The organism is Nocardia transvalensis (assembly GCF_015477765.1).
Taxonomy (GTDB): Bacteria; Actinomycetota; Actinomycetes; order Mycobacteriales; family Mycobacteriaceae; genus Nocardia; species Nocardia transvalensis_A.
Window position 1 is genome coordinate 651,993 of the sequence record NZ_JADLQQ010000003.1, and the last position, 12,671, is coordinate 664,663.

Sequence of the window (12,671 nt, forward strand, 5' to 3'; positions counted from 1 at the left end):
CCCCGTCGTCCTGTTCTTCGCGGTGGCATGAGTCCGACAGTGCCCCCGGAGGAACAGCAGCTGCCCGGCCCCACCGAATGGGGGGAGCACCCGCACGGTGTGGGTCCGTGGCTGGCCGAATTCGGCACACCGCCGCCGGACGACCCGCGGCTGGATCCGGAACTGCTGGCGCACGGCGATCGCCGCAATGTGGTCGACGCCTACCGGTACTGGCGGCGCGAGGCGATCGTCGCCGATATCGATCGCCGTCGGCATCCGTTCCATGTGGCCATCGAGAACTTCGGGCACGACGCGAATATCGGAACGGTCGTCCGCACCGCGAATGCCTTTGCCGCGGCCGCCGTGCACATCGTCGGTCGGCGGCGGTGGAATCGGCGTGGCGCCATGGTCACCGACCGCTACCAGCACATCGTGCATCACCCCGGCGTAGCCGATCTGCTGGAGTTCGCCGAGCGCGAGGAGTTGACCGTGGTCGCGGTCGACAACGTCCCCGGTGCGATGCCCTTGGAAACCGCGCGCCTGCCCCGCAATTGCCTGCTGCTGTTCGGCCAGGAGGGCCCCGGCGTCACCGACGAGGCGAAACAGGGCGCGGTCATGACTGTCTCGATCGCCCAGTTCGGTTCGACCCGCAGCATCAATGCCGGTGTTGCGGCGGGTATCGCCATGCACGCGTGGATACAACAGCATGCTGATTTGACGACGGCTTGGTAGGCCCCCGCCGCCCGGCCCGTCAGTGCATTGCCTCGCGCAATGCTGCGCCGGTCGGTGAATCCTTGCATTGCGCAATCTGTTCCGGCGTTCCCTCACCGACAACACAGCCGCCGTGGCGGCCTGCGCCGGGGCCCAGGTCGATGATCCAGTCGGCGGCGCGGATGACGTCCAGGTTGTGTTCGATGACGACCAGGGAGTTGCCCTGGTCGACCAGGCTGTCCAGCACTCCCAGCAGGGTGCCGATATCCGTCAGGTGCAGGCCCGTGGTCGGTTCGTCGAGGACGTACAGGCTGTGACGGTCCGGGCGGGCCAGCTCCTTGGCGATCTTCAGGCGCTGGCATTCGCCGCCGGACAGGGAGGTCAGCGATTGGCCCAGCCGCAGATAGCCGAGGCCGACCTCACCGAGGTGGTGCAGCGCGCGAGCGATGGCCGGATCCGATAGCCGGCGGATCGCCTCGTCCACGGTGAGGTCGTCGATATCGGCGATGCTCAGGCCGTCGACGGTGTAGGCGAGAACCTCCGGGGTGAACCGCCGACCGCCGCAGGCCTCGCACACCGTCTCCTGCCCCTCCATGAAGGCGAGATCGGTGTAGATCACCCCCGCGCCCTTGCACACCGGGCAGGCACCGGAGGAATTGGCGCTGAACAGTTGCGCACTCACTCCGTTGTGCCGCGCGAAAAGCTTTCGGACGGACGTCGCGATCCCCGAATAGGTGAGCAGGGTCGACCGGCGGATGGTGCTCACCGGCCGCTGATCGACCACCGTCGCCGGATGCTGGTCGACGAGTTCGCCGACCAGACTCGACTTGCCCGATCCCGCGACGCCGGTCAGCACGGTCAGCACCCCGGTCGGAATATCGGCGCTCACGCCCCGCAGGTTGTTGCGGGTGGCGTTCTCGATCCGCAGTTTCCCGGTCGGTGTCCGCGGCGTCCGACGGACGTGCCGGGCACGCAACCCGCGTCCGGTCGGGGTATCGGCGGTCAGCAGCGTATCGAAGCTGCCCTCGAATACGATCCGCCCGCCGTCGGACCCGGCGGCGGGGCCCACCTCCACGACATGGTCGGCCAATCGCATCACATCCGGATCGTGCTCCACGACCAGCACGGTATTGCCCTTGTCCCGCAACAGCTTCAGTAGCTCGGTCATGGCACGCACGTCGTACGGGTGCAGTCCGACGGTCGGCTCGTCGAAGACGTAGAGCATCTCGATGAGGCTGCTGCCGAGATGCCGAATGGTCTTGATGCGCTGCGATTCTCCGCCGGACAGCGTGGTCGTCGGCCGCGCCAGCGACAGATAGCCCAGCCCGATCGCGACCATGGCGGTGAGCTTTTCGTGCAGGGCCGCCACCACGGGTGCGACCTCGCGATTGCGCACCTCGACGATCAGCTCGGCCAGCTCGGCGATCTCCATGCGGCTCATCTCGACGATCGTGTGCCCGAGCACCCGCGCCGCGCGGGCGGCGGCGCCGAGCCGGTCGCCGCGACAGTCGGGGCAGGTGGCCGAGTGCGTGAACTGGTGCAGCACAGACTGTTTGCGCTCGGACATGCTGTCGGAGGTGTGCAGATAAATGCGTTCGAACCGGTCCACGACGCCCTCGTAGTCGGCCGGGAGCCGCACCCCGGGCCGCTCGGTGGCCGCCGCGGTGTACAGCAGCGCCTGCCGGTCGTCCTCGGTCCACTCCCGCAGCGGGACGGTCGGATCGAACGAGCCGATCTCGGCGTACTGCCGATACCAGTACTGCCCGTCCCCGAATCCGGGCAGCAGGATTCCACCCTGCTCGAGCGACTTGTCCAGGTCGAGGATGCGGTCCACATCGGTGGTCAGGGTTTCGCCCAGTCCCGAGCAGGTGGGGCACATACCGGCCGGGTCGTTGAACGAAAAGTGGTTCGACTCACCGACATACGGCTCGCTCACCCGCGAGAACAGCAGCCGCAGATAGGTGTAGGCGTCGGTGATGGTGCCGACCGTCGAGCGGGCATTGCCGCCCAGCCGTTTCTGATCGATGATCACCACCGGCGACAGGCCCTCGATCAGATCCACCTCGGGCCGGTGATAGCGCGGCAGCCGATTGCGCACGAACGGCGGATAGGTCTCGTTCACCTGATACCCGGCCTCGGCCGCGATGGTGTCGAAGACCAGCGACGACTTACCCGACCCCGAGACGCCCGCGAAGACGACCAGCTGCCCCCGGGGCACGGTGATGTCGATATTGCGCAGGTTGTTCGTCCGCGCGCCGCGGATGCGGATGACACTGTTCATGATCGCGACGGTATGACCGGATGCGGCCGGATCCTGACCGCATTTCGAGAACAATGGTGGTCATGCCCGATGTCACCCGCCGCATGCTCGAACTGCTGGCGTATCTGCAGACCGGCCGCCGATTCAGCGGTCCGGAACTGGCGGCGCGCCTGGGCACCAGCCCGCGGACCGTGCGCCGCGACGTGGACCGTCTGCGTGAATACGGCTACCCGGTGACCACCCAGCCCGGCCCCGGCGGGTTCTATCGCCTGTCGGCCGGGCCGTCCCTGCCACCGATGGTTTTCGACGACGACGAGGCGGTGGCCACGGTCATCGGTCTCGGGATGCTCGCTGCCGCCGATTCCGGCGAGGACGGCTCCGGGGTCGGCGCGGCGGCCCGTCGAGCCTTCGGAAAAATCGACCAGCTGCTGCCGAAGCGCCTGCGCACGCGGGTGACGGCGCTGCGCAAGACCCTCGAGACCGCCGATGTCACGGCCCCGCCGGTCGACGCCGCGGTGCTCGCGACCCTCGCCGCCGCGGCCGCCCGCCACGAACATCTCACCTTCACCTACACCGCCCGCGACGGCGGCACCTCCCGGCGGCGCGTGGAACCGTACCGCCAGGTGTATCGGCATCTGCGCTGGTACCTGCTGGCCTGGGATCGCGACCGGGGCGACTGGCGCACCTTCCGGCTCGATCGGATCTCCGAGATATCGCCCGGCGCAACGTTGTTCACGCCGCGCCCGCTACCTGCCGAATCGGCCGCCGCCTATCTGCACGCCGAGCAGACCGCGCCCCGCCATCGCGCCGTGGTCACCGTCGCCGCCCCGGCCGCGACGGTCGCGGATGTCCTCAAATTCCAGGAGTGCGTCGTCGAGGCGGTCGACCGGGACCGCTGCACCGTGACCACCTGGGTCGACTCCTTCGAATGGCTGCTGGTCAACATCGCACTGATCGACGCCGATTTCGTCATCGAACACCCCGCCGAATTCCGCGATCGATGCCGCCGGCTCGCCGCCCGCCTGAACCGGGCCGCGCACCATTCGTGAGCGGGCGGAAAGATACCGCAACCACGACACATCCAGGTAACAAATCGGGCGCGAACTCGGCCGCCGGGCTGGCACCATTGAGCCATGATTTCGCGGAGACACGATGCGCGTGGGCACGCCGTCGAGCCGACCGCTGCGGTCTGGTCGGAACGGGCGGATATGGCCGAGGCCGCGATCGTGTCCCGCCATCTGCGCCGCGTGTGGGCGACCCCGGGAACCGAACTGGGCGTGGTGGGTTGGCCCGCCACCCGCCGCGAACGCGTCTTCGGCTCCTGGCACTACTGGTGGCAGGCGCACCTGATCGACTGCACGGTCGACGCCGCGACCCGCGAACCGACGCCCGCCCGCACACGCCGCATCGCCGCGGTTGCCCGCGGGCATCGGATGCGCAACCTCACCGGCTGGACCAACAACTACTACGACGATATGGCCTGGCTGGCCATCGCCCTGGAACGGGCGGAACGCATTCAGGGCATCACCGAGGTGCGCGGCGCGCTCATCGCCCTGGAGAAGGAGCTGTCTCTCGGCTGGCGGCCGCAGGTCGGCGCGATGCCGTGGCGGAAGGGGTCGGACTATTTCAACGCGCCCGCCAACGGCCCGGCGGCCATCGCGCTGGCCCGTTTCGGACACTACGAGCGCGCCGCCGAGATCGCCGACTGGCTGGACAAGAATCTGCGGGACCCGGATTCGGGCCTGATCCTCGACGGCATCCACCTGCCCGCCGGGGAGATCGAGCATCCGGTGTTCAGCTACTGCCAGGGCGTGGTGCTGGGCCTGGAAACCGAATTGGCCGTGCACACCGGCGATTTCCGCCATACCGAACGGGTGCAGCGATTGCTGCGCGCGGTCGAGGAGAGATTGACCGAGCGCGGCATCGTGGCCGGTGGGGGCGGCGGAGACGGTGGCCTGTTCAACGGCATCCTCGTGCGGTATCTGGCGCAGGTGGCCCTGATGCTGCCCGGTGACGATGCCGAACAGGTGGCGGCGCGGCGCTCGGCCGCCGCGATCGTCAAGGCCTCGGCTCGCGCGGCGTGGGAGCACCGCCTGGAGGTGGAGGGCGAACCGCTGTTCGGCCACGCGTGGGCCGAACCCGCGCGATTGCCGGTGGGCGCCTCGGGCGCGGGGCGGTTCACGGCGGGCGGATCGGTCACCTCCTCCCGCACCCCCGAGCGCGACCTGTCGGTGCAACTGTCGGGCTGGATGCTCATGGAGGCCGCGCATCTGGTGACGGCTGCCGGCTTCTAGCGACCGTTCATCCCGGCATGCTCTTGGCCGGAATCCGGCACAGCGACGGCGTCCTGCGTCACCTCGAAGTCCTCGGCCGGACGCGACATCTCGATCCGATACTGCCGGATGCCCAGCACGGTCCCGGCGATCAGGCCGATCACCAGGGTGCCGATCACCGACGGCATCAGCCAGGAGACCCGGTCCAGGAAGCTGCCGGCGTAGAACCCGACCAGCAGCAGCACCGGCGCCCAGATCACCGCGCCGATCGAGCTGGCGATCGTGTAGCGGCGGTGATCCATGCCCGCCGCGCCCGCCACCAGCGGGCACAGGGTGCGAACCCACGGGATCCAGCGGGCCACCAGCACGGCCAGGAAGCCGTGCCGGTGCAGCAGTTCGGTCACCCGTTCGAGGTTGTGCGTATTGATGTAGCGGCCGTTCTTGCGCGCCACCAGATGGTGGCCGGTGCGATTGCCGATGACGTAGCCCACCTGATTACCGGCGATCGCGGCGACCATGGTGGCCACCGCCAGGCCCCAGATCTGGGCATGGCCCGTCGCATGGGAGGCCAGCACGATCCCGGCGGTGAGCAGCATCGAGTCGCCGGGCAGGAACAGGCCGATGATCAGCGCGCACTCGAGGAACACGAAGACGATGACAACGGTCCAGACGAGTGCCGGCCCGGCCGACTGCAGCGGATCCAATCCGCCCAGCGCGAGGGGTAGCGGCGTGGTCGACAAGGGCGTCAGTGCGTGGGCTCGTTGGTCGCTACGGGCGTCTGCTGCGGCGTCTGCGGCTCGACGTCCAGGACCGGCTCGTGGTTACGGATCTTCTTCGCGATGGAGATGATGCCGGGCAGGATCGAGACGAAGACGATGAGCAGGAAGATCGCCTCGACGTGGTCGCGGATGAACGCGACATTGCCCAGGAAGTAGCCGAGTATGGTCACGCCGCCGCCCCACAGGACGCCGCCGATGATGTCGAAGGTGACGTACTTGCGGTAGTCCATCTTCGACACGCCCGCCAGCACCGGCATGAAGGTGCGCACGATCGGGACGAACCGGCCCAGGATGATCGTCTTCGGGCCGTACTTCTCGAAGAAGGCATGCGTCTCGGTGACGTAGCGCTGCTTGAAGAAGCGACTGTCCTCCTTGTGGAACAGCGCGGGGCCGATGGCCCGGCCGATCCAGTAGGCGCACTGGTCACCCGCGATCGCGGTGAGCGTGACCGCGGGCACCAGCACCCAGATCGTGACCGGCGGATTGTGGTACGCCGCGAGCATGCCGCCGGTGAACAGCAGCGAATCGCCGGGCAGGATCGGGAACAGCAGCCCGGTTTCGATGAAGACGATGACCAGGATGGCCGGGAGCACGGCATTCTTCAGCCACGTCTCCGTGAGCAGGTGCATGGGGTCGAGTAGCGCTTTGATTCCGGAGCTACTCGCGACAGCATCAGATATGGCCAGCAAGGTCACGGGCACCACAGTACCGGGCCCCGCGCTATCGCACCGAACGTCACCACAACACGGGGTGGGCTTTCGCCGGGTTCGCCCCGGAAATTAGGGTATGACCTACCAAGACGTTCATCGCCGCACATACGGAGGTCACTGCAGTGCCCATCGCGACTCCGGAGGTCTACGCCGAGATGCTCGGTCGGGCCAAAGAGAACTCCTTCGCCTTTCCCGCGATCAACTGCACGTCGTCGGAGACGATCAATGCGGCGATTCGCGGCTTCGCCGAGGCCGGTAGTGACGGCATCATCCAGTTCTCCACCGGCGGTGCCGAATTCGGCTCCGGCCAGGGGGTGAAGGATATGGTGACCGGTGCCGTCGCGCTGGCGGAGTTCGCGCACGTGGTGGCCGCCAAGTACGACGTCACCATCGCCCTGCACACCGACCACTGCCCCAAGGACAAGCTGGACGGTTTCGTCCGCCCGCTGCTGGCCATCTCGCAGGAGCGGGTCAAGGCCGGGCAGCAGCCGCTGTTCCAGTCGCACATGTGGGACGGTTCGGCCATCCCGATCGACGAGAACCTCGAGATCGCGAAGGAACTGCTGAAGCAGACCTCGGCGGCCAACATCATTCTCGAGGTCGAGATCGGTGTCGTCGGCGGCGAGGAGGACGGCGTCGAGAACGCCATCAACGAGAAGCTCTACACCTCGCCGCAGGACTTCGAGAAGACCATCGACGCCCTCGGCGCCGGTGAGAACGGCAAGTACCTGCTGGCCGCCACCTTCGGCAACGTGCACGGTGTCTACAAGCCGGGCAATGTGAAGCTGCGCCCGGAGGTGCTGGCCGAGGGGCAGCGTGTCGCCGCCGCCAAGCTGGGTCTGTCCGAGGGTGCCAAGCCGTTCGATTTCGTCTTCCACGGCGGCTCGGGCTCGCTGAAGTCGGAGATCGAGGATTCGCTGCGCTACGGCGTGGTGAAGATGAACGTCGACACCGACACCCAGTACGCCTTCACCCGCCCGATCGCCGCGCACATGTTCTCCAACTACGACGGCGTGCTGAAGATCGACGGCGAGGTCGGCAACAAGAAGGTCTACGACCCGCGCAGCTACCTGAAGAAGGCCGAGTCCAATATGGCCGCCCGCGTGGTCGAGGCCTGCAACGACCTGAAGTCCGCAGGCAAGTCGGTCAGCGCGAAGTGATGTGAGTGTCCCTGCGGCCGACGAAGTCCCCGTCGGCGCAGGGACCACATATTGCATACGAACGCACCGACTGATTTCGTGGGTACATGGGTAACTCGTCGGGTACGCCCGAAACTGGTCATGCACTGAACGCAGGACCTGAACGCGACCTTCGCGGCACCCAACTGGTACGGCCTGAAGGCGCGGGGAGGCGGGACAGCGACCCGGTTCTGGATGTGCGGGTGCTCGGCCCGGTGCAATTGCTGGTCGGGGATCGACCTGTCCCCGTGGGCGGGCCCAAACCGCGGGCACTGCTGGCCGCGCTCATCGTGAATCGCCGCCGCGCGGTGTCCTCCCCGGCGCTGGCCGACATCGTGTGGAACGAGCAGCCGCCGGACTCCTATCAGGCCAGTCTGCAGGTGTTCGTCTCGAATATCCGCAAGGCCCTGCGCAATTCGGGGGTCGATCCGGCGGCTGTGCTGCGCACCGAGGCCTCCGGGTACCGGCTCGAGATCCCGGACGAGGCCTGCGATCTGGGTCGTTTCGAGGCCGCCCGGCGTGCCGGGGCCGAGGCCGCCGCGGCCGGTGCGCACGAGCAGGCCTCGCGCCTGTTCGCCACGGCATTGGCGGAATGGAACGGGAAGGCGCTCGACGATCTGTCGGGCCTGCAGTTCGCCGACACCTTCGCCACCGCGATGGACGAGGAGCGGCTGCTGGTCGCCTCCGCCCGCATCGATGCCGAAATCGCCTGTGGCCGTGCCTCCTCGGTGGTCGGCGAGCTGACGGCGATGACGACCGAACATCCGCTGCGGGAACCGCTGTGGGCGCAGCTGATCACCGCGCTGTACCTGTCCGGCCGCCAGGCCGACGCCCTGGAGGCGTGCCGCCGCGTGCGTACGGTGCTCGCCGACGAGCTGGGCATCGATCCCGGCCCGGCGCTGATCGAGCTCGAGAAGCGGGTGCTGCGGCAGGAGCCGCTCAACACCATGGAGATCGCCCAGGCCGAGCGGCTGGCCAAGGCGATGACCGAGACCGTGACCGAGGTGCCGCGCTCGGCGCGCGGTGGGCGGCTGCGGCTGCCGGACGGCCGTATCGCGCCGATTCCCAAGGGCGGCATGAAGATCGGCCGCATGACCGATAACGATCTGGTGCTCGACGACCCGAAGGTCAGCCGCTACCACGCGCATATCTGGCCGAGCCGGGCCGGGCTGCTGATCAAGGATCTGCACTCGGCCAACGGCATCTACGTCAACGAGCAGCAGATCGACAGCGGCGCCATGCTCACCGACGGCGACATCGTGCGCATCGGTGCGACGGTGCTGCGCTTCGAGGCCGACAGCGAGTAGGCACTACCCCTCCCAGGGCTCGCAGGCCATGCCGTTGCCGTTGGCGTCCAGTTGCACCCGATATCCCGGCTGGCTGGAATACAGCGGCGCCACACCGGCCGCGATCATATCGGTGCAGGTGGCGTAGTACGGATACGCGGTCGACCGCTCCGAGTCGGCGGGCGGTCTCTGCCACTCACCATCGCTGTCGACCGTCCAGCCGGAACCACCCGCACTGGGTGCCGCGCTGGAATCGGGGGTGGCCGCGGCCATCGGGGCCGCGACGGTGCCGGCGGCCAGCAGCCCGGCGGCGGCAACGGCCGGCCCGAGGCGGCGAATATGTGAAATTTTCACGGCGACAATCCTGTTCGGTCTCTCTCGAACGCCTGCCTCACCGCACGCCGAGGTGAATTCGAACGTTCGTCCCCACTGTAGGCGCGGTATCTGAGAGGGCCCACAGGAATTTCGGTACGCGGCACCCGTGCGAAATGTCACGAGTTGTCGGGTTCGTGCCGGTAGTGTCGGCGCGGGTGGGGTGGCAAGCACAATCCGCAGATCACCGATATCGAAGGGTTGGAGTATGGCCATGCGGCTGCTGGCCGCCGTCGGGGCGGTCGTCGTCGGCGCCGGAGCGCTGACGGGTGCCCAGTATTCGCCCGCGGTCGCCGAACCGGGTTCCGTCACAGCAGTTCCGGGCGTCGGCCCCTGTCCGGCCGATCCGGTGCCGACCCATGCCGCGCTGGTGCCCGAGACACTCGAGGTGCCGGTCCCGTATCCGGTGGTCACCGTCGACCCCGGCCCGCCGCCGTCCACACCCCCGGTGCGCACCCCGGTGGAATTGCCGCTCGACCCGTGCGTCAATCCGTGCCCGGACCTCACCGATGTTCCCGACCCGCCGCCCAGTGTGTTGAATCGACTAGGGCTACCCGAGTTGCTGCTCAATCCCAAGCCGTTCTTCTTCGCACTGCCGCCGGGGCCGTCACCGGACCCGGTTTCCCCGGCGCCGCTGCACGTGGATCCGCCGACCGAGCCCGCCGCGCGCGTCGCCGCCCGGCCCGCGCCGCGCGTGCGCGAGGTGCGCGAGGTCGCCAAGCTCACCGGCGCCAATTCGATCAACCGCACCGACAAGCGCTGGCAGGTGTACGGCACCGACCTCGGCATCATGTGGGAGAGCGCGCCGGGTGAGATCGCCATGGCATTCGGCGATACCGTGGGCGTCGGCTTCCATCCGCCCGGCGGTATGGGCGGGGATTGGCGCAGTAATCTGCTGGCCTTCAGCAGCAATCGCGATCTGAGCCAGGGCGTCGTTTTCGATCGCATGGTGACCGACGACCGCTGTCACGCCGCCGAGGTGCTGCCCAGCCGCAAGATGGACAATATCGAGATCACCACGATTCCGACTTCCGGATTCGCGCTGGGGGACCGGCAATACCTGAGCTATATGTCGATTCGCACCTGGAACAGCATGCCGGGCACATTCTTCACCAATTACGGCGGCATCGCCTATTCCGACGATCACGGCCAAACCTGGACCAAGGATCCGCACGCGCGCTGGGACAATATTTTCGGTGTCTCGAATTTCCAGGTGGGCGCCATGGTTCCGCAGGGCGACTACGTGTACATGTTCGGCACTCCCAATACCCGCCTGGGCTCGGTGGGTCTGGCGCGGGTGCCGAAGGATTCGGTACTCAACACCTCGGCCTACCAGTACTGGCAGAACGGCAGTTGGACTCCGGTCGGCGGTGCCGCCTCGGCGACTCCGATCGTGGACGGGCCCGCCGGCGAACTGTCGGTGCGCTACGACGCGGCGCGCGGGGTGTGGCAGATGACCTATCTCGACACCGCGAAGGCGGCAATCGTCATGCGGGAGGCCGATTCACCGCAGGGCATGTGGTCCGACAGCACCCCGCTGGTGACGGTGGCGCAGTACGCCGAGCTGTACGGCGGCTTCATCCATCCGTGGTCCACCGGATCGGATCTGTATTTCACCATCAGCACCTGGAGCGACTACAACGTCTACCTGATGCACGCCGAGCTGGGCTGAGCGGTACCGACCGGCGCGCCGAGCTTTCCCCTCGATAGCTCGGCGCGCCGTGGGGTTCCGATACCGGGAGCGACCACGTCCAGCTCCCGGTATCGGAAGCTGGAGCGGTCAGCCGGATTCGAAGCCGAGCAGCGTCAATTCGTGCTCGAGGCAGGAGGCGGCGTAGTGGTTGCCTTCGGCGTGCAATCGGGTAATGCGATCGACAACGGCCCCGATGCCGTGGGTCTTGACAACCTGGCGAAGGTCGTGCGGACCTCGTCCTGATATCGCGCTGTCGGGCAGATGCTGCTGTACTTTCATCGCTGATGACCCTCCACCATGCACAACCGAAAGCCACCCTGAAATGGGGATTTCTGCTTCCGGGCGTGGGAGTCGCTCACCAGCCGGTGCAAGTGGAAGTTTATCACGCGGCATCCAAGCCGCGTAGCTGCCCCCAAAACTATTGGGGCGCAGCATATGCCGTGCGCTTTATCGGTCGAACTCGGAGTGACTAGGCTTTCGGTTATGCATCTGCCGCGATGTTGGGTCGGCATCGACGTTGTCGGAACCCGACTGCACGGGGAGATCTTCGTCCATTCCGCGGGGGCACAGCGAGTGGCCCGGCCGCTGCGCCGGGTCGCTTCCCGGCTGGGGTTCGACCGGGAGGGCGAGCGGCTGTTCACCCACATCGCCGAGCGAGCGCTGGCGGGCGGCGCAGTGGAGGGCACCTGCTCCGAGTCGGGAATCGAGTGCCGTGTGCACTGGATCATGGCAGCCGACGACACGCCGGTCGGCCTGATTCTGTGGGTTGCGCCGCCGCCGATCGCGCCGCGCCCCGTCTACAACTGCGGGATGCTGGACGTTGAGCGCGTCACCACCCGCACCACCGGCGACGGCGTCGGCCTCATCGGCGACGGCCGCCGCCCGGGGGAGGAACGGCCCGTCCGGGATCTGCTGCGCTGGATGAATCCGGACGACGCTCCGCATTTCGTCAGCATGTACTACGACGTGCTGACCGGGGAGGAGGGCACTGTCGCGGAGGCGTACTGGTCCGTGCAACCGGCTGGGAAGGACTGGATCCACTTCTGGACGGCCGCCGTTCTCGGCCCACCCGGCCCCGATCGCCGCATCGTCTACGCACTCACCGTGCAGCTGCCCCATCGCGACTTCGACACCAGGCTGGGCAATCTCGTTCGCTATACGAATGCGACCCTGGTGCTGGTCGAGGCGAGCAACAAGATCACCGTGACCTCCGCCGGTGAGCTCGCACCGCTGGACGAGGACCGTCTCGCCCAGGTGCTCGCTCAGATCGATATCGACGGCATCGCGGCCGCTCCCTCCGGAGCCCCGGTCGAGCACGCCATCACGATCGATCAGGATCCCTTCCTGGCAGCGGCATTCCCCCTGTCGAACGTCCAGAAACGCCCCGCCCCGGTGGTGATCCTGCTGGTCCCTCGGCCGGCCGGCTGAGC

At 67.5% G+C, this 12,671-nt stretch carries 12 protein-coding genes; 7 read left to right on the forward strand and 5 right to left on the reverse strand.

From position 1 onward, the window contains the following. Positions 1-27: 27 nt before the first annotated feature. Positions 28-711: a TrmH family RNA methyltransferase gene (locus IU452_RS11045; RefSeq protein WP_195108839.1), complete on the forward strand. Its 684-nt coding sequence runs from the start codon at positions 28-30 to the stop codon at positions 709-711. A gap of 19 nt (positions 712-730) precedes the next feature. Here IU452_RS11045 and IU452_RS11050 read toward each other — a convergent pair whose 3' ends face one another. Beyond that, positions 731-2,971, reverse strand: a complete 2,241-nt coding sequence (locus tag IU452_RS11050; protein ID WP_195108840.1) for an ATP-binding cassette domain-containing protein — start codon at positions 2,969-2,971, stop codon at positions 731-733. 62 nt (positions 2,972-3,033) lie between these two features. Between IU452_RS11050 and IU452_RS11055 the strand changes: the two genes are divergently transcribed. Together IU452_RS11055 and IU452_RS11060 are read left to right on the forward strand one after the other, a co-directional pair. Continuing rightward, the gene (locus IU452_RS11055; RefSeq protein ID WP_228817127.1) at positions 3,034-3,999 is read left to right on the forward strand and encodes a helix-turn-helix transcriptional regulator; all 966 of its coding nucleotides are present in this window, start codon (positions 3,034-3,036) and stop codon (positions 3,997-3,999) included. Between the two features lie 84 nt (positions 4,000-4,083). Then, positions 4,084-5,244 (forward strand): glycoside hydrolase family 76 protein, encoded by a 1,161-nt coding sequence (locus IU452_RS11060; protein ID WP_228817129.1) that lies wholly within the window; start codon positions 4,084-4,086, stop codon positions 5,242-5,244. Here the strand turns inward: IU452_RS11060 and IU452_RS11065 are convergent. Continuing rightward, the gene (locus IU452_RS11065) at positions 5,241-5,963 is read right to left on the reverse strand and encodes a DedA family protein (protein ID WP_416382301.1); all 723 of its coding nucleotides are present in this window, start codon (positions 5,961-5,963) and stop codon (positions 5,241-5,243) included. The two genes, IU452_RS11060 and IU452_RS11065, sit on opposite strands and share 4 nt — an antisense overlap. 5 nt (positions 5,964-5,968) lie before the next feature. Beyond that, the gene (locus tag IU452_RS11070; protein WP_195109027.1) at positions 5,969-6,631 is read right to left on the reverse strand and encodes a DedA family protein; all 663 of its coding nucleotides are present in this window, start codon (positions 6,629-6,631) and stop codon (positions 5,969-5,971) included. 203 nt (positions 6,632-6,834) lie between these two features. Between IU452_RS11070 and fbaA the strand changes: the two genes are divergently transcribed. Together fbaA and IU452_RS11080 are read left to right on the forward strand one after the other, a co-directional pair. Then, positions 6,835-7,872: a class II fructose-bisphosphate aldolase gene (gene fbaA / locus IU452_RS11075; protein ID WP_195108841.1), complete on the forward strand. Its 1,038-nt coding sequence runs from the start codon at positions 6,835-6,837 to the stop codon at positions 7,870-7,872. 221 nt (positions 7,873-8,093) lie between these two features. Continuing rightward, positions 8,094-9,197 (forward strand): BTAD domain-containing putative transcriptional regulator, encoded by a 1,104-nt coding sequence (locus IU452_RS11080; protein WP_324192550.1) that lies wholly within the window; start codon positions 8,094-8,096, stop codon positions 9,195-9,197. 3 nt (positions 9,198-9,200) lie between these two features. Here IU452_RS11080 and IU452_RS38870 read toward each other — a convergent pair whose 3' ends face one another. Continuing rightward, the gene (locus tag IU452_RS38870) at positions 9,201-9,530 is read right to left on the reverse strand and encodes an excalibur calcium-binding domain-containing protein (protein ID WP_195108843.1); all 330 of its coding nucleotides are present in this window, start codon (positions 9,528-9,530) and stop codon (positions 9,201-9,203) included. A 226-nt stretch (positions 9,531-9,756) separates the two neighbouring features. Between IU452_RS38870 and IU452_RS11090 the strand changes: the two genes are divergently transcribed. Then, positions 9,757-11,220 (forward strand): DUF4185 domain-containing protein, encoded by a 1,464-nt coding sequence (locus tag IU452_RS11090; protein WP_195108844.1) that lies wholly within the window; start codon positions 9,757-9,759, stop codon positions 11,218-11,220. A gap of 108 nt (positions 11,221-11,328) precedes the next feature. Here IU452_RS11090 and IU452_RS11095 read toward each other — a convergent pair whose 3' ends face one another. Then, entirely contained in the window at positions 11,329-11,520 is a 192-nt protein-coding gene (locus IU452_RS11095) for a hypothetical protein (protein WP_195108845.1), read from the reverse strand. 204 nt (positions 11,521-11,724) lie between these two features. On the opposite strand from IU452_RS11095, the gene IU452_RS11100 reads away from it, so the two are divergent. After that, on the forward strand, positions 11,725-12,669 hold the full coding sequence (locus IU452_RS11100; protein WP_195108846.1) for a hypothetical protein: 945 nt from the start codon (positions 11,725-11,727) through the stop codon (positions 12,667-12,669). The last annotated feature ends 2 nt before the right edge of the window (positions 12,670-12,671 follow it).